Source organism: Dermatophilaceae bacterium Sec6.4 (genome assembly GCA_039636865.1).
Taxonomy (GTDB): domain Bacteria; phylum Actinomycetota; class Actinomycetes; order Actinomycetales; family Dermatophilaceae; genus Allobranchiibius.
The window spans coordinates 3,253,146-3,278,786 of record CP144172.1 but is presented as its reverse complement, the minus strand read 5'-3'; the positions used below and the strand labels follow the sequence as shown (position 1 = coordinate 3,278,786).

Annotated in this window: 17 protein-coding genes and 1 tRNA gene; 8 read left to right on the top strand and 10 right to left on the bottom strand. The window is 63.8% G+C overall.

The window, feature by feature from the left end; translation table 11 throughout:
* Positions 1-6 precede the first annotated feature (6 nt).
* The 3 genes from V3G39_15630 to V3G39_15620 are packed head-to-tail and all read left to right on the top strand — an operon-like array spanning position 7 to position 2,573.
* Entirely contained in the window at positions 7-1,050 is a 1,044-nt protein-coding gene (locus tag V3G39_15630) for an NAD-dependent epimerase/dehydratase family protein (GenBank protein XAS76058.1), read from the top strand.
* A gap of 6 nt (positions 1,051-1,056) precedes the next feature.
* A complete protein-coding gene (locus V3G39_15625; protein ID XAS76057.1) occupies positions 1,057-1,482 on the top strand; it encodes a molybdenum cofactor biosynthesis protein MoaE in 426 nt (141 codons plus the stop codon).
* A gap of 2 nt (positions 1,483-1,484) precedes the next feature.
* A complete protein-coding gene (locus tag V3G39_15620; protein ID XAS76056.1) occupies positions 1,485-2,573 on the top strand; it encodes a PDZ domain-containing protein in 1,089 nt (362 codons plus the stop codon).
* 19 nt (positions 2,574-2,592) lie between these two features.
* On the opposite strand, the gene V3G39_15615 is transcribed toward V3G39_15620, so the two are convergent.
* Positions 2,593-3,135, bottom strand: coding sequence for a PPA1309 family protein (locus V3G39_15615; GenBank protein ID XAS76055.1), 543 nt, complete (start codon positions 3,133-3,135; stop codon positions 2,593-2,595).
* A 75-nt stretch (positions 3,136-3,210) separates the two neighbouring features.
* On the opposite strand from V3G39_15615, the gene V3G39_15610 reads away from it, so the two are divergent.
* The 3 genes from V3G39_15610 to V3G39_15600 all read left to right on the top strand — a co-directional run bounded on the left by V3G39_15610 (position 3,211) and on the right by V3G39_15600 (position 7,422).
* Positions 3,211-5,823: a UPF0182 family protein gene (locus V3G39_15610; protein XAS76054.1), complete on the top strand. Its 2,613-nt coding sequence runs from the start codon at positions 3,211-3,213 to the stop codon at positions 5,821-5,823.
* Between the two features lie 62 nt (positions 5,824-5,885).
* Positions 5,886-5,962 (top strand) — tRNA-Met (locus V3G39_15605).
* A gap of 152 nt (positions 5,963-6,114) precedes the next feature.
* On the top strand, positions 6,115-7,422 hold the full coding sequence (locus V3G39_15600; GenBank protein ID XAS76053.1) for a DUF222 domain-containing protein: 1,308 nt from the start codon (positions 6,115-6,117) through the stop codon (positions 7,420-7,422).
* A gap of 48 nt (positions 7,423-7,470) precedes the next feature.
* Here V3G39_15600 and V3G39_15595 read toward each other — a convergent pair whose 3' ends face one another.
* The gene (locus V3G39_15595) at positions 7,471-8,673 is read right to left on the bottom strand and encodes a serine hydrolase (protein ID XAS76052.1); all 1,203 of its coding nucleotides are present in this window, start codon (positions 8,671-8,673) and stop codon (positions 7,471-7,473) included.
* A 70-nt stretch (positions 8,674-8,743) separates the two neighbouring features.
* Positions 8,744-10,486, bottom strand: coding sequence for a biotin carboxylase (locus V3G39_15590; GenBank protein XAS76051.1), 1,743 nt, complete (start codon positions 10,484-10,486; stop codon positions 8,744-8,746).
* Between the two features lie 123 nt (positions 10,487-10,609).
* Between V3G39_15590 and V3G39_15585 the strand changes: the two genes are divergently transcribed.
* Positions 10,610-11,086 carry an SRPBCC family protein gene (locus V3G39_15585; GenBank protein ID XAS76050.1) on the top strand — a complete coding sequence of 159 codons (477 nt, stop codon included), beginning with the start codon at positions 10,610-10,612 and terminating at the stop codon, positions 11,084-11,086.
* On the opposite strand, the gene V3G39_15580 is transcribed toward V3G39_15585, so the two are convergent.
* Positions 11,047-15,051 carry an FtsK/SpoIIIE domain-containing protein gene (locus tag V3G39_15580; protein ID XAS76049.1) on the bottom strand — a complete coding sequence of 1,335 codons (4,005 nt, stop codon included), beginning with the start codon at positions 15,049-15,051 and terminating at the stop codon, positions 11,047-11,049. The two genes, V3G39_15585 and V3G39_15580, sit on opposite strands and share 40 nt — an antisense overlap.
* Positions 15,052-15,431: 380 nt before the next feature.
* Between V3G39_15580 and V3G39_15575 the strand changes: the two genes are divergently transcribed.
* Positions 15,432-15,878: a hypothetical protein gene (locus V3G39_15575; protein XAS76048.1), complete on the top strand. Its 447-nt coding sequence runs from the start codon at positions 15,432-15,434 to the stop codon at positions 15,876-15,878.
* A 377-nt stretch (positions 15,879-16,255) separates the two neighbouring features.
* On the opposite strand, the gene V3G39_15570 is transcribed toward V3G39_15575, so the two are convergent.
* From V3G39_15570 to V3G39_15545, 6 genes are all read right to left on the bottom strand, one after another.
* Entirely contained in the window at positions 16,256-17,671 is a 1,416-nt protein-coding gene (locus V3G39_15570; GenBank protein XAS76047.1) for a response regulator, read from the bottom strand.
* A complete protein-coding gene (locus V3G39_15565; GenBank protein XAS76046.1) occupies positions 17,671-18,555 on the bottom strand; it encodes a HAMP domain-containing sensor histidine kinase in 885 nt (294 codons plus the stop codon). The genes V3G39_15570 and V3G39_15565 overlap by 1 nt, the downstream gene beginning before the upstream one ends.
* Positions 18,552-20,405, bottom strand: a complete 1,854-nt coding sequence (locus V3G39_15560; protein ID XAS76045.1) for a hypothetical protein — start codon at positions 20,403-20,405, stop codon at positions 18,552-18,554. The genes V3G39_15565 and V3G39_15560 overlap by 4 nt, the downstream gene beginning before the upstream one ends.
* A gap of 637 nt (positions 20,406-21,042) precedes the next feature.
* Positions 21,043-21,288, bottom strand: coding sequence for a hypothetical protein (locus tag V3G39_15555; protein ID XAS76044.1), 246 nt, complete (start codon positions 21,286-21,288; stop codon positions 21,043-21,045).
* 931 nt (positions 21,289-22,219) lie between these two features.
* The gene (locus V3G39_15550; protein XAS76043.1) at positions 22,220-24,373 is read right to left on the bottom strand and encodes a site-specific integrase; all 2,154 of its coding nucleotides are present in this window, start codon (positions 24,371-24,373) and stop codon (positions 22,220-22,222) included.
* Complete coding sequence (locus tag V3G39_15545; protein ID XAS76042.1) at positions 24,370-25,569, bottom strand: tyrosine-type recombinase/integrase; 1,200 nt, start codon at positions 25,567-25,569, stop codon at positions 24,370-24,372. Before V3G39_15545 ends, V3G39_15550 begins: the two co-directional genes overlap by 4 nt.
* Positions 25,570-25,641: the final 72 nt, after the last annotated feature.

The window sequence follows — 25,641 nt, the reverse complement described above, 5'->3', positions numbered from 1 at the left end:
CGGTCAATGAGTTCCCCAGATCGGCGTGTTCGCCTAGGGCGCAGCGTCCAGCCGATCGCGGTGACCCGTCCGGGCGGTCCGATCGCCGGCGCTGTGGCCGGTCGGTGGGTCGGGCGCGGGGGCCAGGTGGTCGCTCTGCAGGGTGATCTGGCGAGCCCGTTGGTCGGTGCTGAACTGGGTGGCGTCGATGCCCTGGTACACGTCGTCACGCCGACGGACCTGTCGCGTGACCAGGCCGAGGATCCGAGCGCGCGACGTGACCGTCTGGTGCGCGAGGTGCGGACTCTGCTGCTGGCCTGCGCGGCCAACGCCGTCTCGCAGCTCGTCGTGGTCACCGCCGCACAGATCTACGGGGCGGCTGTCGACAACCCGACCCCGATGCCCGCGGACAGCCCCTTGCGGGCCCGTGGACATGACGGTCTGATAGCGGATCTCGTCGCCGTTGAGCAGGCCCTCGCCGAGGTCGGCCCGGCCTACCCCGCCGTGCGTATCGCGGTCCTGCGGCCGGCATCCGTAGTGGGCGGGGTCGACACCGTGACCACCCGGCACTTCACCGCACCGCGTCTGTTGCGTGTCGCCGGCGGTGCTCCGACCTGGCAGTTCTGCCATGTCGAAGACCTCGCCGCAGCGGTCGAGGTCACGATCGACGTGGGCCTCGCCGGTCCGCTGCCGGTGGGTGCACCCGGTTATCTGACCCAGGCCGAGATCGAAGAGCGCAGCGGGATGCGACCGGTCGAGGTCGGTGCCAGCACGGCCGGCGCGATCGCCAGCCGATTGCATCGGCTCGGGACCTTGAAGTCCCCGGAGTCCGATCTGGACTTCGTCACGCACCCGTTGGTGGTCGATTCCGCGGCCCTGCTCGCAGCAGGTTGGGAGCCGACGTACGACAATGCTCTCTGCCTCGCGGTGCTGCTGGAGGATGCAGCGGGCCACCGCCGCGCAACACCTCGTTTCGGGGCCCGGGACGCCGCCGCACTCGGCGCTGCCAGTGCAGCGGTGGCCGTGGGGGCAACTGCCGCGATCATGCGGCGTCGACGCAGGAAAGGTTGATTCGTCATGAATCAGGATCCACGGGTACGTATCGCCCAACTTCGGGATAGCCCGTTGTCGGTGCAGGAGGTACTTGCCGCTGTCAGCGACGACGAAACCGGCGGCATCAGTCTGTTCGTGGGTCAGGTGCGTGCACACGATCATGCTGAATTCGTGACGAGCCTGGACTACAGCGCGCACCCGAGTGCCGAGCAGGTTCTCTACGACGTGGTCCTCGAAGCCTTGAACGACGACGTGACCGCTGCCGCGGCGGTGCACCGGACGGGCCGGTTGGTGGTGGGCGATCTCGCCGTTGTCGTCGCCGTCAGCGCAGCGCACCGACACGCCGCGCTCACCGCGTGTGCGCAGCTGATCGACACCTTGAAGCACACGGTCCCGATTTGGAAACACCAGGTATTCGGCGATGGCAAGGACGAGTGGGTAGGCCTGTGAGTATGAGCTCGAATCACGTCGCGGACGGTGGATCGCGAGGTTCACGGCTGCAACCGAGCACCGTTCGGTGGTTGGTCTTCGCGGTCGTGATGGTCGTGATCATCGCGGCACTGAACCTGATCCACGTACCGGTGGCTATCCTCCGGCCGGGTCCCGCGCAGAACACATTGGGCAACATCAATGGCAAGCCCGTTGTCACCGTTTCCGGTCACCCGACCTACCCCACCTCCGGGGCGTTGGACTTCACCACCGTCTCGCTTGCCGGCGGTCCGCAGTACCCGGTCAGCGTCTGGGAGTGGGCAACGGCACATCTCAACAGCAATGCCGAATTCGCATCGGCCGACGAATACTTTCCCAAGGGCGTGACCGGAAAACAGGTCCAGCAGCAGGACGCGGCCGACATGAGCGGTTCGCAGCAGACCGCGCAGGTGGTGGCGCTGCGCAGCCTCGGTATCAAGGTGCCGGAGAGCGTGCTGGTGGGTGAGATCAATCCGAACGCACCCGCGGCGAAGTTCCTGAAGGTCAACGATGTCGTACGCAGCATCAACGGGTCGCCTCTGACGCGCCTGGCCAGCGCCCGGCAGGTGCTGAACAAGGTGGCGCCCGGCACGAGCGTCACGCTCGAGGTCACCAGGGGGAACAATCCGATGACCCTGAAGGTGCCGACGGAGAAGAATCCTGACGGTGCGGGATCACTGATCGGCTTCTACCCTCTGCCGCGTTACAAGTTGCCGTTCCCGGTGACTGTGGATGCTGGGAATGTAGGCGGACCGTCGGCCGGCACCATGTTCACCCTTGCCATCTACGACAAGCTGACGCCGGGCTCGCTGACTGCCGGAAAGCGGTTCGCGGGGACGGGGACCATGGCCGAGGACGGCACGGTGGGCCCGATCGGTGGGATCCGGCAGAAAATGGTCGGCGCGCACGACTCGGGCGCGAAATATTTCCTTGCTCCCGCATCGGACTGCACAGAGGCGCACGGCCACGTGCCGTCCGGGCTGACGGTGATCCGAATCGCCACCTTCAACGACGCCCTGAACGCCGTACGCAAGGTGGCAGCGGGCCAGGCTGGGTCCCTGCCCTCCTGCTGAGCAGCGACGCAGACCGGTCTCAGGCAGTGAGAGTCGCGCGGAGGGCTTCGACCAGCCCGGGCGCGATCTGCGACCCGACAGCAACGCGGTCATCGAAATCGTGGGCCCGTTGACGCAACAGGCAGATCGATTCGCCGTCACGCAGCACCGCGACCAGCAGGCGCACGTCGGCCCGGTCGGGGTGCGCGGCGAGTGCGTCGGCGGCCTGCTGGGGATCGGCAGGTAGATCGTTCTCGGCTTCGGGGGGGACCACGATGCGCTCGACGGCGACTGCCACGCCATCGACCTCCGGCGGCCACGCGAGCCGACCGAGCAGTGACTCCAGCGACGACGTGGGAGCCAGACCCTCCTGCTCGATGGTGCTCAACCCCTCCGCATCCGCGGCTCCCAGTTGCGCGGCCAGGGCGGGCTCACGGGCGAGTAGGCCCGCGTTGCGGGCAATCGCGAACAAGCGCGGGGCCTGGTCCCACCCTGCCCGCGACACGTGTTTCTCTGTGTCGACGGCGCAGTTCACGAGGGGGGAGAACGACGTGGAAGGACCCGGATCTGGGGTGGTCGGCATACCTGACATGGTGCCGTATGTCCCACGCGGTTACCTTTGGTGTGTCGTTGCCCGCTGTAGGAACGGAAGATCTCGATGAGTTCTGCGGACGATCTCGGACCTTCGCGCGACGCGGACTTCCACGAGAACTCGCCCACCCTGCTACGTGGGCGGCGTCGTCATCCAGTGTTGCGCCGACTGCTGTTCCTCGCTGCAGTCTTCATCGTGGGCCAATTCGCGGCCAACGTGTGGACATCGCAGCTGTGGTTCGACAACCTCGGCTTCAAGGCGGTCTACCGGACCGAACTACTCACTCGCACAGCACTGTTCGCGCTCGCATTCCTGCTGACCGAAGTGTTGTGTCACGTCGGTGTGTGGATGGCCTACCGGTACCGCCCACTGCGCGTACCGGATGCCGCCGGGGAGGCGATGCACCGTTACCGAGTCTCGATCGAGCCCTTCCGAAGGTCGGGCGCGATGCTGGTGGTGCCGATGTTCGCGCTGCTGGTGGCCGTCAGTGCGGCGGGCCAGTGGCGGGTACCGCTTCTGTGGTGGGGGCGCACCAGTTTCGGTGCCACCGATCCGCAATTCGGCCGCGACATCGGGTTCTACGTCTTCACCATGCCGTTGATCGAGATGGCGATCGGGTTCGCGACGGTCATTCTGGTGCTGTCGCTGGTTCTGGCCGGTCTCACGCATTACATCTACGGCGGAATTCTGCTGCGCGACGGGGGTCTGCGTGCGACCCGGCTGGCGCGCACCCACCTCGGTCTGCTGATCGTCGCGCTCCTGCTGGTGCGGGCCGCCGGATGGTGGTGGGGCCGGTATGCGTTGGTGTACAAGAGTGGCCGCGCCATCACCGGCGTCGACAGCACGTCAGTGTCGGCGACCCTGCCCATCCACGAGATCCTGGCCGTCTCCGCTGTGCTCACTGCGCTGTTGTTCCTGGTGCTGCTGCGCTCACGGAACTGGCGGTTGCCGACCACTGCGATCGCGATGCTCTCCGCGTGTGCAGTGATCTTCGGGGGCCTCTACCCTGACGTGATCGGCACGCTGCGGGCGAACGGGCCGGAGTCGAAATCTCAGGCCTCCTACGTGCAGCGCGAGATCGACGGCACCCGCGCGGCGTACGGCGTCTCCGGTGTCACAGCCGATGCGTACGCAGCGGGCTCGAAACTACCGGCGGGCACGACCGCTGCCGAGTTGGCGAAGCAGGTCGGCCCGCAGCCGTTGCTGGACCCGGTCACGGCCGGCGGCATCTTCCAGAAGTTGAAGGCGACCCCGCCCGCTTCCTTCGACGCCGTCCTGGACACCGGGCGCACCGGTAGCGGCGCCGCAGTGTCCCCGACGGTCGTCGGAGCGCGGACAATCGACCCGTCGGAGATCCCGAAGCAGCAGAGCGGCTGGGTCGGGCGTCATCTGGTCTATACGCATTCCACCGGCGTGATCTCGGCTGACTCGACGATCGCAGGCGGGGGATCACCGTCGTTCGTGACCACGCCGGAAGCCGCGCGCAGCCGCATCTACTTCGGCTCGGGCCTGCCGTCCTACTCAGTCGTCGGGGGCAAGGCCATCGAGGCGGACGGGGACAAGACAACCGGCTACCGGTACGACGGCACCGGCGGAGTTGCGTTGGGCGGAATCATGCGGCGGGTGGCCTATGCCGCGTCCTTCCGGTCGGTCGACATGCTGACGTCGCGGTCGGTGAGCACGACATCGCGGGTCATCTACAACCGCGACCCGGTCGATCGTGTGCGGCAGGTCGCGCCGTGGCTTTCGGTGGACCAGGGCACCTACCCGGTCCAGGCGGGTGGCCGGACGCTGTGGGTCGTGGATGGCTATACGACCTCTGCGCGGTACCCGTACTCACGCGCTCAGGAGTTGCCGACGGCGCCCGGTGTCACCGGACCGGAGGTCAACTATGTGCGTAGCGCCGTGAAGGCGACGGTGGACGCCTACGACGGCACGGTGCGGTTGTACACCTGGGATGCCAAGGACCCGATCCTGCGCGCCTGGCAGAAGGTGTTCCCGGGGTCATTGCTCCCGCGTTCGCAGATGCCCGCCCAGGTTGCGTCCCAGTTGCGCTACCCGCAGGCCCAGTTCGAGATGCAGCGCTCCGTGCTTGCCGTGTTCCGCCACAAGGACCGTGCGTCCTTCGTTGCGCAGAAGTCGTCGTGGGCGTTGCCGCTGGACCCGACCAGTGGCACAGCGGTTCTGCAGCCCTCGCAGTACCAACCTGTCACGTTGCCGGGCGCGACCTCCCCGACCTACGGGCTGTCGGCAACCTACGTCGATCCCGGCAAGAAGGGTCCACTCACCGGCTTCGTGGTGGCGGACGGCGACGGATCGGCCAGTTCGTCACTACATCTTCTGAAGGTCAGCGGTGCTGCTCGCAGCCCTCAGCAGTTTCAAGATGATCTGTTGGCGTCGGTGACGACCTCCTCCAGCATGCCTGGCACACTGCAGCAGTTCTTCGAGGGACGATCGCGGGAGAAAGAGCTGGTCATCCGCGGAAGTCTGCTCACGGTTCCGGCCGCGGGCGGCATGGTGCAGATCGAACCGCTGTTCGTGCGAGCCGACGGTGACAAGGCCTACCCCGTGCTCAAGGCTGTTGTCGTCGGGTACGGCGCCACGACCGCGAAAGGCGGCAAGATCGCCTGGGGCAGCACGCTGAAGGCGGCGCTCGCCGACCTCGCCACCGCGAAGTGAGAAGCATCACCCCGGGTCGATTTTGCACGACGGCAGTGCTCCCGTAAGGTTTGGTTTACCGACGCGGGGTGGAGCAGCTCGGTAGCTCGCCGGGCTCATAACCCGGAGGTCGCAGGTTCAAATCCTGCCCCCGCTACCAACGCGTCACGACGAAGGCCCGGATCCACTGGATCCGGGCCTTCGTCGTTGGGGCGGCGCCTTCCAACCGCAGTACCTCCATAGCTCACCCGACAACGTGAAATTTGTCGGTTTTACTCTTGATTCCGGCCTCTGAACTGGTAATATGTACTTATGTTCGATTCCCTTCAGGCGGCAGCACCTCCCCGTGAGGTACCGCTATCTGCTGCGGAGGTGCGTAGTTGGATCGTTCGGATGCTGACGTTGGATGACGACGCGTCCACCGATGAACGACTGGCGCAGATCACTGTGTTGGAAGCGTTGAAGGGTGCCGCGGCTGCGGCGCAGGCGGGCCTGACCGTCGCGGTGTACGACCAGCAGCGCGGTGCGGATCAGGCGCGTGGGATCGCCCAGGCCGACACAGCCCGGTGCGTGGGTGCCCGGGTCGCGTTGGCCCGGCGGGAATCACCGCACCGGGGGTCGCGTCACCTGGGTCTCGCGCAAGCCCTGGTCGAGGAACTGCCCTGCACCTACGGTGCGTTACGGCGGGGGGAGATCAGCGAGTGGCGGGCGGTGATCGTGGCGCAGGAAACGGCGTGTACGACCCGGCAGATCCGAGCCACAGTCGATCAGGACATCGCCGAAGACCTCGCCCGGGTCTCTGATCGGCGGGCGCGGGCCCTCGCGGGCGGGCGGACCGCGGAACTGGACGCGGCCAGTGTCGTCGCGAAACGATCCCGCGCGGTGGCATCCCGGCGAGTCAGCGTGCGACCCGCACCGGACGGGATGGCGATCCTGACCGCTGTCCTACCCTGCGCCGACGCGATCAGCGCCTACGTGGCCCTGCAACGGGCCGCTGAAGAAAGAACCCACGTACCGACCGAAAATCGGTCGCGCGGGCAACAGGTGGCCGACCTACTGATCGAACGCCTCACCGGCCGCGAAGTCGGCACCGGGTACGACGTACGGATCAACCTGGTCATGGACACCGGTTCCCTCCTCGCGGGCGGTAACACCCCCGCCCGGCTGGACGGATACGGACCCATCACCGCCGACCTCGCCCGGGAACTGGTCACCGACGCGGACAAAACCACCCTCCGGCGACTGTTCACCACGCCCCACGACACCGACCTGGTCCGGATGGAAACCACCGCCCGCACCTACACCGGGCTACTGCGTGAACTGATCACCCTCCGCGACGAGGTCTGCCGCACGCCCTACTGCGACGCGCCGATCCGACACATCGACCACATCCAACCGCACGCAGCCGGAGGACCCACGTCCTACAACAACGGCCAAGGGCTGTGCGCAAACTGCAACTACACCAAAGAACACCCCGACTGGCAGCCCGCCATCACCACCAGGCCGCCGCTACTGCCCGGGCAAAAACCCCGACGCGACACCCGCCTCGAACAACACTTCCGCAAACTGATCGACATCAAAATCCTGACCGACGGGCCACACCTCATTCAGCGCAACTGAAAATGTGTCGATGGGTTCACAAATCGGGCGATGCCGCCGGTGGCGATGTCACGGCTGATGATGCAACGGCGTCGTGAGGTGGATCCCGATGGTGTCGAAGGCGCGGATGGTGCTGAAGAGTTTCCAGGCATGTTGCGGGTCGGCCCATGAGGACATTTTCGCCGCGACCACTCCGGTGACCCGGTTGACGTAGACCATCTGTCCGTGAATTCCGAGGCAGAGCAGCACACTGCGGTCGGCCGCGGGGAACCAGCACTGGTTGCGGTACATCCCGCCGGGCATCAGGTGCACCGTGGGGCTGTTCGCGAAGGCGGCGGCAGATTCGCTGTCGCCCAGCCAGGTGTCGGTGATGAACGCTTCGGGGAGCACCTGGACGCCGGTCGTGGACCGCCCGCCGTGCAGCAACAGCGTCCCGAAGCGCAGCAGATCGCGCAACGTCGTGCAGATCGCACCGTCGTACATGCCGTTACCGACGGAATCCACGCCGATGTACGCCCCGTACTCCGCGCCCATCGGCGACCACAACAGCTCGGACAGCAGATCGGTCATCCGGCGCCCGCTGGCCGCTTCACACACCCACCCGAGCATGTCCGATTCGCAGCTGCGGTATTCGAACGGACCGTGATGCGGTCCCTTTTGCTGCAGCCCGGCGAGGAAGTCATAGAGGGTGCCCGGTAGGTCTGAGGATGTGGGCGTGGCCCATCCCATGACCTGCTCCATGACCCTGACCTCGGCCTCGGGGTCGGTGTACTCCTCGGAGAACCGGATGCCGGAGCGCATGTCCAGCAGGTCCCGCACCGTGGCGCTGCCGTATCCGCGGGTGGCCAGCGCCGGGATGTAGGACGCAATCGCGCGCGCGGGGTCGAGTAGTCCCTGATGGATGAGCACGCCGGCCACGGCACCGGTGAGCGACTTGCTCACCGACATCAGCAGATGACGGGTGTGCGGCTGCATCCCGCGCGGGTAGTGCTCGGCGAGCACCTTGCCACCGCGCCAGACGATCCAGCCGTCGGTATCGGTGGAGTCCATCACCCATTGCACCGACACGTTGCTGCCATCGTTCAGTGTCACGGGCAGGTCCTGCAGTGGTGCGGGGGCGCTGAGCAGCGGGGTGGGGGAGTCGCCCGTCAGGATCGGCGCGGTCCGCACGACCTCATCCACATGCTGGAAAGACCACTGCACATGGGGCCCTGTCTGCCAGTTCTCCAGAGTGACGTCAGCGACGAGATCGGGCTCTTGATTCACGGGCACGGAAATATTGTCCTCAGCCTCGAAACGATGTGTGCAGCTGGTCCGGCAGCCGGGTCCCATTTGACTGCGGCTATTTGACCGCGCTGACCGGCATGCCGTCCTTGTCGACCGCCACGCCGGTGTACCGCGACCGCACGGCATCGACCAGGGCCCGCGCACGCTCGGTCAGCACGACTTTCCCGTCTACTTCCTGCTGCAAGCGGCCCTTGGTGACCAGCACGCCGAGGTCGGCGCCCTTCCAGCGGTAGTCGCCCGCGCCGTAGACGCGTAGGAAGAACGCTTCGCTCTCGTTCTGCAGCTGATGCCAGTCCAGCGCTGCGCGGCGGAAGATCAGTTCACCGTCGGCGGCCAGCGAGTACTGACCTGTCGCGGCGGCACTGCGGATCAGTTCGACGGTATCGGCCGTTTCCTTGATGATCATGTGCGACCACTCGTCTGCGCCGGAGATCCGCTGCCACCGCTCGTTGATCTCGTTCACATCGATATCGATCTCGATGTCGAGGTAGTCCAACAGGTGGAAGAGGAACAGTGGCACATCTGCATACGCGCCGGCTGTGACGTTGGTGATTGCGGAGGCGCCGCTGATGCGCGGGTTGAGCTCACCGAGGTACACCTCGTCGTCTAACAGGTCGACGAGGACATCGACCTCGAAGAAGCCGCGGTATCCCTCTTTGCCGATCCGGTCACCCAGGCGGATGACCATGTCGGTCGCCTTGGCGCGTGCCTGCTCGCTCAGTACGGCGGGGAACATCTCGTTGCCACACCACCCGCCGCGGTAGGGCGTCAACTCGCTATGACCGGTCAACTCGCTCATGAACGGGCCGACGATCGTTCCGCAGCTGGTGAGTACCGCCTCGACGGCCACCGGGAAGTTGTCGATGCGACGCATGATCTTCACGTCTTCGTCGATGATGTCCTCCGCGTGCTTCTTGAAGGACTCCGGGCCGTCCACGAAGTAGGTGGTCTTGCCCGAGTCGCCGTAGGCAGACTGGATGACCAGATCGTCGCCGAGGCCAGCCTTCTTCGCGAGTGCGCACAGCCCCTTCCAGTCGTGCACGTTGCCCATCACGTTGGGCACGCTGGGCACCCCGGCCTCGTTGGCCATCCGGGTGGTTTCGAGCTTGGAGTCCAGCCGGTGGCGCAGCGACGCGGGCGGCAGGATCAAGTCGTACCCCGCCTCGTCGCAGATCGTCTCGGTCTCTTCGTCGACGAAAACCATCGCAACCTTGGGGCGTACACCGGTAGGAGTCTTCGCGGCGACATAGGCGCGGACCTCTTCGTTGCGCAACAGCCAGTGGTTGACCTCTTCGCCGCTCGCGAACTCCACATAGGGCTTGTCGTGGGGGGTGAAGATGCGCGGGTGGGCGCCGTCCCAACCGTCGTAGTAGCTGACGTAGGAGAAGTTACGGACCCAGCGGTCCAGCCCGAGCAGGTTGAACGGGGTCGCGCCGAAGAAGAAGACCGGCGTGGTGTTGGTACGCATGGCGTGCCGGATGTCGGAGATGCTGCGCAGCACATTCCCCGGCATGGGAGCGGGCGCCGCAAAGGCGGCGTCGGTGCCGAGGCTGACCTCGCGGTCGGCGCCATCTGTGAAAACCTGCTCGACGGGCTCCACGGGCTCAGCTACCTTTTTGACGGTCGCTTTCCTGACCGTCGCTTTTTTGACGGTTGCCCTTGCTGTGGTCTTGCCAGGCGCGGTCTTCGTCGCTGCGGTCTTCTGGGCGGTGGCCTTGCGCGCGGCGGCTTTCTTTGCAGTCGCCGTGGTGGCCGGTGTCGTGCTGTCCTTCATCGGCGCCGGGTTGTCGGACGTCATGGAGCCCACCTTCGATTACGGGGCGCCAAGCTGCACCACACCCGGACATCGTGGACCCCAGCGAGGGTGGTGTCCACTGTTGAAACGGCCCCGTGGAGCATGCCATGGGCCTACCCTTCGGTAATGCCGTCGCCGCTGATCGTTTCCGCCAGTCGTGCCATTCCCCTGGGGCTGGACGAGACGTTCCAGCGGACGCTGACAGCCCCTCTGTCGCAACTCTTCTCCCGCCGGTACGGCGTACTTCCGGTGATCAGATCGACAACCGGATTCATTGAGCCGTGGGGCAGCGCGGTCGGCCAGTCACGCACGATCCGAACCGCGGACGGTGGGTCGATGCTGGAAACCCTGCTGCAGGTCGATGCTCCGCGGTCCTTTGCTTACCAGCTCGGCAGTATCACTGGTCCGATGGTGGTGCTCGCTGCCTCGGTGGAGGGCACCTGGTCCTTCGAACCGGTCGGCACCGGCACCCGAGTGACGTGGTCATGGACAGTGCGAGCAGCCAACGGAGTCGGCGCGCTCGCGCTCCCGGCATTCGGCAGGATGTGGCGTGGCTACGCCCGTCAGGCGCTGGAGGAACTGGAACGCGCGCTACTGGCCTGACCGGCGATCTGAATCTCGCCGATCTCGCCGCGGATCACGAGTAGTCCGCGTCCTGGTCTGGGGCGGTCGGCGGGGCCTGTGCGGATGCCGAAGACGTCGCCGTCGTGTCGCCCCGGCTGAAGCAGGATGCCGGTCTGGCGCCTGCGTAACTCCGGAGCGAGCCCCCGGTATGAGGTCGCGAGCTCGCCGGCTGGGCCGGTGGCGCACACGATGGCTCCGGTGCTCCGGTTGCGGGCGAGGTGCTCCAGCACGACGCTCTCGGCGGGGAAGCCGCCGAGCTGATCGACGTCGTCGATCAGGATCGCGGCGTCAGGGTGCTGCAGGCACCACTCATGCATGCATCCCGGGTCATCGAAGGGCAGCCGCACGACATCGGTGGGTGTGCCGGCCGGCGTCGATCCGGTCGATATCCACCCGACCGTCCGATGGGGCGCGAGCATTACGGCGAGCACCGACAACACGTTGCTACGGCCGCTGCGAGGTGGTCCACAGACCAGCCATCCCGCCTCTCCCAACGGTCCGGTGGGAAGTCCGTCCGGACCGTCAACCGTGCACCCACAGAGCACGAGGTCGGCAGGGTGCGGGGTAGGCACCAGATCGGCGAGGTGCACGCGTGCAGGCAGTTCCGCGATGTGTACCGGGCCCGTTTCCGTGGTGCTGCCATCAGTCTGCGTGCAACCCGGTTCCCATGGGTGATCCGGCAGCGTGGCCTGAAGCTCCTGGCCACCGGGCAGCAGCACACCCCGCCCGGGTGGCATCTGCGCAGGTATCTGCGAGCTTCGTAACCCCGCCATCAGCAGATCGGTGGGGTCGGTCATCCGCAGGACGATGGTGCTGGAGAAGAACGCGCCGGTCCGACCCGACATCAGGGCGCGTCCGCCCGTTGCGACCACGGTGACACCTACCGAGGCGCCATCGCGAAGAATTTGACCGAGCCGATCTTCCAAGTCGCCGACTGTGTGCTCGTTGCTCATCTCCTGGAAGATCTCCCAACCATCGATCACCAGCACGATGAGCGGATCGGTAGCGGCTTCTCCGCCGGCTGTGCAGGGCCGCGATTGGCGTTGCCGAATGAGACCGCACAGCCAGTCGACCAAGCGGGTGGTTCGCGACAGCTCCTGCCTCGATATCACCGCCCCGCAGTGCGGGAGCCGGGCCAGATCCAGGAGGCTGCCGCCGCCATCCAGGACATACAGATGCAACCGGCCACTGGGTAGTTCTCGTGCCGCGTTGTAGGCGAGAGTCCTTGCCGCCGTGGTGCGACCGCTCCGTGGCCCACCCACGATGCTGAGGTTCCCGTCGGGGCCCGGGTGCCAACCGATGGCTTCTTGACGTTGTTCCGCCGGGAGGTCGACCAGGCCCACGACAAACCCGGTACCTGAGCTCCGCCTGAGGTGCAGATCGAGCATGAGTTGACGTGTTCTCATCTGTTGCTGCACCTCTGCGTGGCTCACGGCAGACGGCAACGGTTGCAGCCACGGGGACTGCGGGGTGTGGATGCGGCCCGTGACCGCGGCGACAGAGATAGTTTCCTGCAGCAGTGTCAGGGCGCATGACTCGCGTTCGGCGGTCTGAGCCGGTGGCCAGTTGGGTGCGCCGGTGCGAGGGTCGATGCGGGCCACCCGGATCGGGACCTCAGCCGTGGGTAACGGGCCGCCGGTCCACGCAGTTTGGAACAGGATGGGCGGGCCACCTCCCGTGCGCAGGATGGCGCGGCCCGGCAGCTCAGCTGGAATGACCGCCGCTGCGTCCGACTCGATGACATCGTGGGAATCGCAGCTGTCTCGCACCCGCAGCGCGATGCGCAGGTTGAGGTTCGCGCGCATATCGGCCGAGACGACGCCGGCGGGTCGCTGAGTCGCCAGGATGAGGTGGATCCCCAGCGACCGCCCGACCGCTGCGATCCGGACCAGGCCTTCGATGAAGTCGGGTAGTTCCTCGGCCAGCACACGGAATTCATCGATCACGATGAATAACCTGGCCAGTGGCACCTCCGGCGCCAAGGCGTCGTAACGCGAGATGTCGGCGGCGCCGCACGACGCCAGCATTCGTTCGCGGCGACGCACCTCAGCTTCCAACGAGCGCAGTGCGCGTGAGGTGAGGTGCGCGTCCAGGTCGGTGACGAGGCCGAGGGTATGGGGCAGCCGAGCGCATTCTGCGAATGCCGCGCCCCCCTTGTAGTCGATCAGGACAAAGGACAGTCGATCCGGTGAATTGGTCAGCGCGAGCGAGGTGATCATCGTCTGCAGGAGCTCGGACTTGCCGGCGCCCGTCGTGCCTGCGATCAGGGCGTGGGGACCGTCCGTAGCCAGGTCGGTCCAGATCGGACCGTTGGCGCCCTGCCCCAGGAGCGCTCGGGTCTGGATGGGCTGAGAGTGCCATCCACGCAACACCTCGGCGGGGTCGCCGACATCGAAACCTAGTTCCGCGCCGATCAATGCGATGAAGTCGACGCTGTCGGGGATCTGACTCCCGGCGTCGCTCGGGTCGGCATCGGCTATTGCTCCGAGCGCGCGGGCGGTGCTGGCGACAAGTTCCGCAATGGGCAGATCCGGTCGGACCGGGACGTCGTCGACATATGCCTGATCCCGCTTATCGGCAATGATGATGCAGGTGCAGGCGGGCGGTAACTGACGAGGTTGCTCCGCGAGTGCCAGCACCGCGAGCCCGCAGCGTGCAGCGTTCGTGATCAGGTCCGCCACCGCCGGGATGTTGCCGACCGCGCCATCCACTACAACCAGGGTGTGCGGACTGTCGTGATCGCCCGCGATCGCCAGAGTTGCGCACATTTTTGTAATAGCGGTGTCCTCCCCTTCGGCGGTAAAGATCCTGGGCGCAGCCATTGGATGTGGGGTCACATGGGGTAGCGCGGCCAACGCAACCCACGGCGCTCTCGCGTGATCAGGCATACAGAAAACGAAAATGCGGAGATATCCAGGGCTGTGCCAGGTGGCTAGCTGCAGCAGGGCCGACTGCGTGAGTAAGTGCCGAAGAGCCCCTGATATGCCGACCACAGAATGCTCGCGCATCGGCACCACGACGGGAACATCGTCGATGCGAAGGTGACGGGATTCGCCGACTGCGGCACGCAGCCGAATTCGACTCTCGGTCGTGCCGATGCCGACGCGCCACGCACCGAAGTCCTCGTGCGTGGGCGCGCGATTCCACAACCGGGCGGTGCGCAGTTGGACGTCGCGAGCTGCAGTTGCCACCGGTGGGGCGATCTGTCGACGCATCCCCTGCTCGGCGCGGACCGCTGCCGCACAGTCCTGCTGGAATCGCTCCACGTTCTGCGCGTGGGCCGACTGCTGGTCGTGATGACGGCCGCGAGTGGTGTTGCGATCGCCGGCGTACTGGGCGATGACCATCACCGGGCTGAGGAGCGCGAACATCGCGAACATCAGATTGCCCAGGACCAGCACCATGACGACGGCCAGGATGAGGGGGGTGATGGCGGCTACCCAGGGGAATCCGCGATGTTTCTCGATAGCGGGTGCGGCCGGCTCGACGAGGTCCAGGTCGGCGACGCGTAGCTGATTCCGCGGGGGTCGGTGAACGAGGTAGCGACCGGCTGTGTCCACAGCCAGTGGTTCGCTCGGCCGGCTCGAACGTTCCAGGACCAGCGTGCTGCCACCGATCCGCAACCGTTGACCGGCCCGCATCTCCAGCTGCTGTGACCCGACCGGACTGCCATCGAGATATGAACCGTTGGTGGAGTTCGCATCGCAGACGACGGCGCGACCTTGATCGATCCTCAGCTGACAGTGATGCCGAGAGAGATCCGAGTCATCCAGCACGAGGTGGTTATCGGGACCTCGGCCGATGCCGAGTGGTTGATCGGTCAGGGCGGCGCGAGCTCCTACGCAAGGACCTTCGATGACAACGATGTCCAACAGGTGCGGCGGCGCGGCGTCGGCAACCAGATCACTGATCACCACCTCGTTGATCAGGGGAGGGACTCCCACGCAATGGGTCCCAGCGATCAGATGCGGACCCGCGTAGGAGGGTTCGGTGGCTCCGATCTGCTGCGCGATGCTGCTCCACGTCGTCCCCACTGGCACGCATAGGCACCACTGTCGGACCAGCCCAGAATCTGATCGGACGACGGTGCAGCGCAGCGCGACGCCGCTGTCTGGGGTGCCTGTCATCCGAAAATGATCGACCCTTTCTGGCAGTGGCCCGATATTCACCTGTGGATAACCGGTGAGTAGTCCCACCTGTCGGGATTTTCCCAGTTCTGGGAAGAAATGGTTGTGGATAACTCTCCGACACGCCGGTAACCCTGCTTGCATAGTGGATCTCGGTCGGGTAGGCGGCAGGCGGTAACGCCGGAAAGAGGACGCGGATGGACGGAGTCACCATCGTCGAGGACGAGGTGCGCGAACTGATCCGTCGCCAACGCCTGGATCCGATGACCGAGCACGTCCTGCTGCGTGGGCTGGTCAGTGATGTCATCAAGGACTACGAGCAACGCAGTCTGCACGGTGGGATGGCGCCGTTGGGCGACGTCGAAACCGCTACCCGCGCAGTATTGAACTCGGTCGCTGGTTACGGCCCGTTGCAGCCCTACCTCGATGACCCGACCGTCGAGGAGATCTGGATCAATGATCCGGCCAGGGTCTTCGTGGCCCGCTCGGGGATCGCTGAACTGACCTCGACCATCCTCACGCAGGATCAGGTCAAGCACCTGGTCGAGCGCATGCTCAAACCGTCCGGACGTCGTATCGACCTTTCCTCGCCCTTCGTCGACGCCTCACTTCCAGATTTATCTGTAGCAGTCCTCGGGGTGTGATTAACGTGATCGACGGTCATGAGGACGCGGTGTTGGCCGTATCGATCACGGGTTATCTGTAGGACGGTGATCGACGGGCTGGTCGCACCTGCCGACGAATCTGAGGCGTTTGGTGCGAACAATCAAGGCGTGTCCTGATTGCGGAAGACGTCCCGCAGGTTCTATCGATCGACGCAACACCTCATGTGAAGGCGCTCGTCGATGCACTTGCAACGGGATTCTGCTGTCGGGGTTCGGTTTTTGGCTGCGGTGAAGGAAGGGCGTGGTCTTGATCGGTAACCGTTCGGCATGCGGGACGCCTCCGTCATTCCCGATGACCGCACTCTCATGCCGATCAGCGTGTTCGGCCTACCACCCCCTGTGGCGCGGCGGACGGTTCAGGATTCGTCGAGCACGCTCGCCGCCCATTCCTGCAACGCAAGCGCCCGCTCGGAGTTCACATCTTTGAACCTCAGGTTCCGTAGGCAGATGGCGTTAACGACCGCGTACAGGTCTCGCTGGCCAGCCCCCACCCGGGATGCCCACTCCCGGCAGACCCTCACGAAGCGAGGATAGGGGCAGCCGACGAGATAGGAATCCAGATCATTCCAATCGGCCAATGCGGCAACACTTGGCCAGGCGTCATCTCGATAGGGAGAATCGGGGTGGAAGAGAACCGCTAGTTCGAGAGTGATCGGATCGAGCAAACTCGGACCATACGAAGTTCGTCCGAAATCAATTAGAACGGGGCGACCCGCTTCATCGACCAACACGTTCGCACCGTGCAGATCACCATGCTGGGCCGCCCAGACAGTCTGTATTGGTTTTTCTTCCGCAACTTCGCGAATGGCGTAGCGACTTCTTACCTCTTCATACTTGTCTGGGGTAATGAGAAGTTCACGAACTTCAACCCACATTTTTGACCTTTGTGGGGCACCCGAAATCCAGTGCGACGTGTCTGAGACCAGGCGCTCGACAGCACGAACCGCCAACTCTTCATCGAGCCTAAGCACGGTGAACAAGTCTTTGTCGTACGTATCAGCGACGCTATAGAAGAGTCCGGCGCCATCTTGGCAACCTGCCAAGACTTCGTCGCTCAGATCAGCATACGTCCCCGCGCCGAGACGCCCAGAAATGTAGGTGCGGTACCTCTCCCGTTCCTCCAAAGCACTACTTAGTCGGGTTAGTTTGGCGACCACATGTGCAACCTGAGCCCCGCTTTCACTTCTCACTGTCGCCAACCCAGTAGCTGCGCCAGAGAGGCCGCCGGACAGTGGCCTGTATTGCACCGTCCTTCCGCCCCTCCGCCGTGCGAACACGCGCAGGGCACGATGCTGCTCTTTGTCGAGGTCCGACGCACCCACCAACTCAATCCCATCGAGCTCATTGAGCTCGGCGTGTGCGTCCGTAATAGATTGCATCGCCGCAGTTACATTAGCCTTCTGCTCAAACCTCAACATCGGGATAGGACTTCCACTGCCGTAGACGTCTAGCTGCTTAGCCTCCAACAGCATTCCTGCGACCACATCGACCGTCCCGAAAGCGGAGAGAACTACCACAGGAACACCTGGCAATCGAGCGAGTAGTCGCCGCAACACCATGAGGCCATGCTCGACTTCTGCGTCTACCGATCCAGGTTGGGAGGGGATTTTTAAGTCGCATATAACGAGGTCACTCCCAGATGGTCCGGCATCGATGTGCGCCAATGCGCTCTCAAGATCGCCCACCACTTCGACAACGTGACTATCGCTAGCTGCAAAGTCGCGAAAGACAGACACTACCCCCGGGTTGTCCTCGACTAACAGAAACTGCATCAGATGACTCCATCCGGTACGTTCATCTCGAACCTGGCTCCTTGTGCTGTACCCGATAGTCGGAGTTTGCCACCCAAAGTTCGGGTGGCCTCAATGGATAGTGCGAGGCCCATACCCAAATGCCCTTCCTTGGTCGACGTTCCTACATCGAACAATCGCTCAGAGCTACCCGTTGGAAGCCCCTTCCCGTTGTCTGAGATGGTGACCCAGAAGTCACGATCAGTACCCCCATACACCACTGCGACCGATCCGTGCGAGAGCACTTCATTTATGGCCTCTGCGGCATTTCGTAACGCATTGCCAAGCACAAGTTCGATCAGGTCAGGATCGCTCGAAAGTATGAGTCGTCCGGGCCCTTCGACTTTCATGACGATCTCGGCGGCGACCTGCTCTGCCTCCACCAGCTTCGCAATGAGAGTGGCGAGGTCAAACTTCTGGATTCGTGGCGTCCCAGAAACTCTGCCTAGAGTTTCGATGGCCCTCAATAGTCGAGCCATCCGATTGACCTGGGAAGCGGTTCGGCTACTCGAATAGTCGGTGACCTCACGCGATGCGTAATACTGAATGGCGCCCACGATAGGTTCCAGCTCGTGTACCACGGTTCGGGCGATCCGTGCACGCGCAAGAGCCGAAACTTCCTGCGATTGCGTCCCATCGTCCTGGAGATAGTCTTCCAGATCGATTTCTTGTTCCGGAGCATCTCCGAGTCTAGCCAGCGCGGACTTCAGAGACCGGGATATCCAACCCACCGATTCGGCTTGCAGGAAGGATCGGAGTTGAGGGATATCAGCAGGAATCGCCCAAAACTGCAAATACCTCGCTGATTCTAGCCGTTCGGCGGGCACATCGCTGGACATCGCATTGAGGGCTTCATCGCGGTTCATGGATTACCACCAGTGCGATAGAAGGCCGCCCGCTGGGCGAATGCCTCACTTCCACCTTCCATCAGTCTCGTGATTGCGGAGACGATCTTTGGCTCGGTGAGCGCTCCGACTTCGTGCACATATCCGCGACGACCATCGCTTTGCAGCGCAATTACCCTGTCAGCGTTCCCGAGTACTGGGATGTTTGCGTTGTGGGTCACTACGATTGTCTGAGCTTTTCGAGACCTCGCGGATAACGACCTCACAGTGTTGTCGACCAGGTACGCGTTGTCCAGGTGGTCTTCCGGTTGATCGAGAATTAAGGTCCTGCCTGCTTCAGCGAGAAGCAGCGGCAAGACCAGCGCGCATCTCTGTCCAGTGGATAGGGTTTCTGATGACTTGTACTGATTTCCCACCAGCAATTCGAACACGGTTACGTCATCGACCCTCGAGGTGAGAACCTCGCCTAATTTCTCTGACATAGCCAGGTGGCTAATGAGCCGCTCGACCCGGTTGGGCGTTATTTCACCTAGGGTCGCTAAGAGTGCCGCATCAGAGTTTTCAGTCGCCGCAACGAGTTCCTTTGGGGTAACCCGATCCGCAATCCAACTGGCCAGTTGATTATGTTGAAGACCACTACCCCGTAAAGCGTCCGCGAGCCGACTTACGTACTCGTCCCGGTCTCCGAAGTGTTCTGCTACTACACGGATTCGCGGCGTGAATTCCTGGTTCAACGCATGGACAGCTTTCGAGCGCGCGATCCAGACAGCTTCAGCGATCTGGTCGAGAGCGATCATGATTCCGTCGCGACGCAACTCGAGAGCCTGAGATCGTTCCTGTATAGCGGGCAGCCGTTGAAGGCGGCTGTCTACATCTGACAATTGCCTCTCGAGACGGGATGTCAGCTGCGCCGCTTCACCAGCACCGGCTTGAAGTTGTTCGAATTCAATCCTGAGCGGTCTAAGTTGGTCGTCAATTGCCGCAATGTCAGAAGCGAGTCTCTCAACGGTAGCGGCGACGTCCGTCACTACGTCATGCAATTTGGAGGTAGCGACCGTCTGACTCCTGAACGCCTTCGCCGTACTCACGTTGAGATTCGCGCCACTGATTGGGTCGTTGTAGTCCGCGAGCAGATTCGCCAGCCGCGTTTCGAGCTCAGCAGCCTCTCCGGCGATATCTGTGAGCTCTCCTCTCATGAGGAGGAGCTCCTCCCGCTGGCTTCGCGTAGCGCTCAGTCGCGTTGTACCTTCAGCCAGGGCCCCGCGCAGGTCAGCGACTTCGGCAGAAGCTCGACTGAGCAACTCGTTCTCATGAGCACGCGCATCCGCGAGTTCAGCGACCAGCGACGGGCGGAGGATTTCCTCTTGCCGGTGCGACTCACGCTGCCGCCCCAGCTCTCTCAGCTGAACGGTGATTGATTCAGCTTCGGTTCGAAGTTCACGTAGGCGTGGATCGTGGGCGTCCAAAGCTAGAGACGCTCGTGCATCTACGAGCCTTAATCGACTTCGTGGATCTAGGCCAATACCCTCAAGTTCGTTCTGGCCTAGCACCTCTGGCATCGTGCTTGCCGGTTCTAAGTGTTGATCCCCCAAGTCGGGATCGTTTGCCGAACGCGACACTGTTCGCCGTTGGTCGTTTTCTAGATAGGTGATGGAGACACGCCCACCGCCGAGGACAGCCTCGGCGTGGAGACGGCCGTAGTTGGATCGGCGTTCATCAAGGTGCGGCAATCGAAGGCCATAACGAATGAGTTCAACCAAGCTCGTCTTGCCTACACCCCTCGCACCAATCACGACGTTCAGGCCGGACGCGAACGTCACGTCTAGCCCATCGAGGAATCCTTCCTCCACGCGCATTCGCTCAAGCTTCAACTCACGTTCTCCTTGCTCTTCAACGACTGGGTGGGCGTCGCGTGGCCTTCTCGGGTGTTGGGTCTGGCTTAGCGATGTGATCAAGATAGCCAAGGCGCCTTCACCAATCGGCGTGCTAGTGCAGCTGTTGCAGCCTCGACGGCGGCACGAGCCGGTCGACAGGGCCAGCTAGGGCCGCGCTAACGGGCGTTGCACGCAGGGCGGATCGGAGTCGTGAAGGTCGTTCGCCGGCCAGACTGCGACTGACTGCGTCACTCCGCCGCTAATGAGACGTAGTGGCTGCGCCCGTATGTTGTCGCCCACCGCCTTCCCGCTCGTGGGGCTTTTACCCAAGGGTCTGGCGGGGACCCTGCTGTTCGGTAGAGGATCCGCCACGGCGGACAGCTCAGGCCATACTAAGAAGATTGGCGCTCGGACAGGATGAGACACACGGTAGCGACTCGGACAATCTCGCGTCCGGCGCCACGTAGAAGGTTGCAATGACGGGCTGGGCGTGCTTGATGTCAGCCTGCAGCCAACGGCTCAAAGGTGGCAGGTCGTGGGGATGGCCGACATTTTCAGGGTGACCGGGCCCGTCCGCACTGCGTGACGTGCTTCAAAGTGATGCGATGCGCCTGAAGCCGCATCGCACCGACTTTCAGGAGTTTGCCTGCGGCGCAGCATCGGTGAGGTTCTGAAGAGGAGATCGGAGGCCTAAAGCCGCGGGTTCCCCGTTCTCGCGGATTAGGAGGTTGTGGTTGGCGGGGGTGCCGAACTCAACCAGCATCTCGACAAGCAGCTGCACCTCGCCGAGGCGGACCGTGTCGCCGAGGTGCAGCACGATGCTGAGTTCAGTCTTTTTGTTCACGCCGCGCGGCCGGTTGTGGATGGCATCGAGCGACACCCAATTGAGTCCGGCACGGCCCACGTTGCCCTGAAAGTCGACGCCAAGACCAGTACCTGAGATTCATGTCCGCTACAGCGTACAGACAAATGCGTCGTCTGGCGGTGACATGCAGCCCATGCGAGAAGATTGGACCGTCGCTGCGCGACGTGCGCAGATTCGTCTGGATGTCGGGGCACGCGTCCGCGAGGTTCGTGAAGCTGCGGGCCTGACCCAGGAGGCGCTTTCCCTCGAAGCTGGCATGGCTCGCTCGTACTTGATCGAGGTGGAGTGGGGGAAGAAGCCTCTAATGGTCGAGCGGCTTATTGAACTCGCGTCCGTGTTAGGCGTGGCACCTGCTGATCTTCTGGAGCCGCCGTCGAAGATGCCCACCCGGGTTCAGCACCGCGGGGGTAGACGTCGCCGGTCGGATACCTAACCTCGTCTCGCCCGGGGAACCTATGAGTGATGAGTTGGGCTGGGTTGGGCTCACGGACGCGATTCAATCGATGGGGGAGTTGCTATCGGTCCATTTTCGGGGAGACCTGCGGCGTGGCCCGGCGCAGCGTGAGAACTTCTCCTAAGGCCGCCTCTAAGTCTGCGCGGAGCGTGGAGTTCTCATCGCGCAGTGCGCGAACCTTTTGATCGTGTAGCGCCTCAGTTCGACGAAGGTGTTCGCGGAGGGCGTCGAGCACGCTTGGTTCGGCCGATTCGGTCGAGCCGACGGCGGCGAGTGGGTTCAGCCTCGTGGCGTTCCGTAACTGCCGGATGCGGGGGGCGAGCGTCGGATGGCGATGCAGGTACCCCGCAGATACGCGCGCTTCTGCTGCCACTGCGGCAAAAGTTACGGGGGCCTTGCGTTTGACGAGACTGCGGACCGCTGCATCAGCGCGGCGCTGGGTTTGCGCGGCTGCTTTGCGTCGCGCGATGACCACTGGGGGTTCCGTGCCTGTCATTCGTCGTCCCCAATTACCTGGTCGTGGCGGGCGACAACTCCGGCGCCGATAACGGGCGCGCCGGTTTCGTCTTCTCTGAGTCGGACGGTAATCGCATCGAGGGACGCGATCTCTCGGCGACGTTCGCGGAGCCAAACATTACTTTCGGGCATGGGCTGTCCGTGCTTCTCCGAGAACGCACCTTGGCGAATTTCCACGATTTGCAACGTTCTTCTCTTCTGGGCGTCGTGTTCTGGTAGGTGAGTGGCGTCTGTCGCGAAGTGGCCGCAGGTCAGGCATGCGTTACCACGATCACAGGTCTGCGCGGGTGAAAGGAGACATAGGCCGTTGGGAAGGATTCGGTCAGCGCGGTCGGGGCTCATTTGTGTGATGTCTAAGGCGTCGCGAGCGTTGAGAGCGAGACTGTTACCGAATGCGCCCACGCGTTTTGCTTGTAGGAACTGCTCTTCGGCCGTATTGGCGAGCGTCTGCGCATAGTGCATCGTCATCTCGGGTGAGCGGTGCCCGAGGTAGCGCTGCACGACGTGAATGGCGACTCCACTGTTGAGTAAATCAGTGGCCCGTGTGTGTCGCAGCCGGTGCGTTTGGCCATAACGTAACGCGTTACCTCCTGTGTCTTTAAGTTCCACAAGATCATCCAAGCGTCGCAACGCGGCCTGCTGGGAGGGATAGGGGCGCGGGCGCAACCCGCGGTGGTTGTGTCGTGGTGCGAGAAACAGGTACGTCGGGGTGATGCCGTCGTCGCAGCGGGCGCGGGCCCATTCCTGCTGCTGTTGGACTACCCGAACGGCGGCAAGGTCCACCAGGATCGTGGCGTCCACGCCGTCCACTTTTGTTTGCTGGTAACGCAGTCGGGCGACCATCGCGTCCTCGGCGGCTTCTTCGTATGGCACGAGGGGGGTGAGGCAGTCGTAGTCGATCATGAGGATTTCTGACACTCGTCGACCGGTCATTGCCTGTAACAACCACGCGCGGGCTGCTTGCGGGTCGCCCAGCCCTGGAAAGGTGCGCGGCCCAGAGCCCGGCGCGTCGACCGTGACGTGCTCAGTCGTTGGGGTGCGCAGCACGTCAAGGTGCGCGATCATCCGTCCCAGGTCCATCGGGGCGATCGGGTCCCCGCGGGTGGACCCTGTGGTCGCGGTTGGTTGGCGGCGCCTCGGTAGCGGGGTCCACAGCATGAGGTGTCGCTCGGTCAACCCAGCCCACGCAGAGTTTCCCGTCGCGGTTGCGAGGAGGTCCTGGTTGTCGTGGGCCCAGGTATAGAGACCCTGCACGTGAGTGCGAACAGCAGCGACTTGGTTGTCGCCAAGAGGTTTGCGCCCCGTTCCTCGGGGCGTTCGCAACCACCCGAGGTAATCATTGAACAAGGAACGGACCACCGCAGGCTGGTCGGCGATCGCCGGGTCTGTTGCGCCCTGCTGTTCCAGCCAAGGATCGAAGTATGTGGCGAGGTTGCGGCATCGGACGACGGCGGTGGTCCAACGGTAGGTCTCGTCGGTCAGCGCGTACCGAAGCCAGTGCCGTACCCCTTCTCGCAACCACGGCGTCGTGATCAGGCCCAGGTTGACCGGCTGATGTCCTTGCGGCTCATGCGGGCGCCGGGGGATGCGGTCATCGATGCGCAAGTCCCACCGGTCGTGGGCCCACCACGGGTCGGGCGAGCAGCGCACTGAGACCAACAGGTAGGCGTGTTGCGCGATCGAGGTGAGGTTGCGTTGGTTACCGGCGGATGGCATGCGGTCGTTGCGGTGCAGGAACGCTCGCAATGCCTCTCTGACGACAATTTCTGGAGCAAAGTCGGCGAGACTTTCTGACCGGCGACCTGTTAGCCGTGCCCGCTCGGCAACAAGATTGCTGATGGCAGTCGCCCACCAACGCAACATTGACGGCTCAACCTTTCGCAGCCCCTCCGCCCAACAGGTCCACAGCCACCACCCAGTTTCCTGCCCGAGCTGCGGTGGTCCGGCAGGGCGAAAGTCGAAGGCTCGCCCAGCTTCGTAATTCGAGTTCTGGGTGAATAGCTCCCGGAAGGGTTCAGCGTCGATCACCCATGGGCCATGCCATTGCGGTGGTACCTGCGCCCACTGGTACTGCCACGCCTCTTTCGAGGCGCGTCCTTGGACGTGATGGTCGGGATTGCCGGTGTTCATGTGAGGTCCTCCCACCCGTGGGCGTACTTTCGCCAGCCCGACAGTGCCCGCATCTCAGCGTCCTCGGTCACCCAGCCGTACGTCGAGATGGTGGTCTGGATGTCGGCGTGGCCGAGGCGGCGCATCACGACGTGAGGTTGGGTGCCGGACAGCAGTAACGCGGTCGCGTGTGTGTGCCTCATCCAGTGCGGGGACCACCCGGCAGGTACGCGGTCTCCTAACTTTCGGGTAATCGACTCGACCCGGTCGTAGATCGTTTCCGGTCGCATTGCTTGCCAGCGCGGCCCGGCGGCAACGTTCACGAAAACCCAGTGTTGAGAGAGGTTTTCGATGTCGAGGTCGATCCCCGCATCAACCAACGCCCACACGTACGCTGAGTACGCAGCCTCCAGTTCATCGCTGACGTAGAGGCGCCGGTGCCGGTTGTTTTTTACGCGAGCCCCGTGGGGGTGATCCTGCCGGGGCACCACCTCAATGTGAGGGGTGTCGCCGCGGCCAACGTGCCAGTCGCAATGTCGCAAGCTCAGTGCCTCCCCGATACGCAGTCCGGTCTCGGGGAGCATCGCGAAGAACAGCCGGTCTCGCGTGGCACGCAGCTGGCCAGTTGGGCCGTACGGTGTGCCCGCGACACGCACGATCGCATCGACCTGCTCGGGTGTCAGCAACGGTGGGCGCCCGCCCTGAGTGGAGCGGACGCGCGCGATCGGGCCCATCCGCGACCGGGGTGGACCGACCCCGGCGAGCATTGGCGCATACCGACCGGACCGATGCGAGACACGTCGCAGCCTCCGCACCGATGCAACATCGTCATACGCGCTGGCTGACCATTGATAGAAGGCCTGCACCGCCGCGAGACGTTGCTGGACGCTGGCGGGGGAAAGCCACGTCGGGTCTGCTCCTACGCGGGAAACCGAGGGGAGGTCACCGGTCCTCAGATACCGCAAGAACTCGCTCATCGCCCCACTCGGGATGTCGGCCCAGTCATACCTTCGGTCCTCCAGGAGTGACCACCACGCCGCCATGCCGCGCGCGTACGCCTGCACCGTGTGGGGTGAGGCCTGGCTGGTGCGCAAGTGTTCCAAGAACTCCTCGACGACTGGCTGCGGCAGGCCATCGGTGCCGCACACGGTGTGCGTGCGCTCACCACTGGGCAGCCGTGCGGCGGCCGCCCTCACTTTCCCTGTTGCTGCACTCATTGGCATCCCTGTAGGGCTCAGCCGCGCTAACTGCCCGGCAATTATGTACACTATTGATAACTAGACTATTCC